Consider the following 935-nt stretch of genomic DNA (forward strand, 5'->3'; position numbering starts at 1 on the left):
AAATGACAAATACAATTTCAGAAGTGGCACAAGAATATAAGATTAAAAATTCTTCCTACGCCAAAAACCCCAAGCATTCTAGCAACTACGCAATCTACCGCAGTGGTTATATTAATCCCAATGAACTAAAACCTTTAAGAAAGATTCTAAATCCTTATGTTGCATATCTTAATTCTCTAATCCCTAAAGCAAAGTTTGAAAATAATGCAGACTTCACTACCTTTACTTTAGATTCCAATATAAAGGATTCTAAAATCTCTCCACAAAATACAGATTCCACACGCAATAACCCAAGCAATGCTTCTCAAAACACTAAAGATTTTAAACAACTCCAAGATTCCACAAATCTAAACACTATACAATCCAATACAAAAGATTCTGTGCAAGAAGCCACAATCCAAAGTGATTTACAAAGCAATGCACAAGACAATTCCCAAAGCAAAGAAGAATCTCGCTTCAAATTAAAAAACATTTATATTGTCAATAACGCAAACTATAATGAAGTCCAACAAGCATTAAATGCTTATCAAAATAATCAAAAACAAAAAGAAAATCTTTTAATTATTGTTACAGAACCCTTAAAGCTTCATAACAATAACAATCCAAATTCCAATCCTATAACAAATAATCCAAATAATAATCTAAAGATTCAACAATCTAGTATTACGCAAACACAAACCCCAAATAATAATCTAAACCATCATCCAACTCTTCAAGAATCCCAATCATTAAGCCAAGATTCTTTTAGGGATTCTTTGAAAGATTCCTCTTTCACTCTCCAAACCTATTTTACTAAACCCTCTAACACTTATCTTTATCTTGTAAGCATAAAAGGAAATACCATTGATTGCTCTCTGCTTAATAATCCCTCATCAGATTCTACCAAACCAAATGACCAATGTGAATTATTCTTGTATGAAGAACAAGAAGAAAAT

The 935-nt window shown here is 31.1% G+C and carries 1 protein-coding gene; it reads left to right on the top strand.

The features are described 5' to 3' along the window. Positions 1-935 (top strand): hypothetical protein (locus LS69_RS10675; RefSeq protein ID WP_194145502.1); only part of this gene is annotated, 935 nt, incomplete at both ends.

The sequence above is a fragment of the Helicobacter sp. MIT 05-5294 genome (assembly GCF_000765675.1).
In the GTDB taxonomy this organism is placed as follows: domain Bacteria; phylum Campylobacterota; class Campylobacteria; order Campylobacterales; family Helicobacteraceae; genus Helicobacter_D.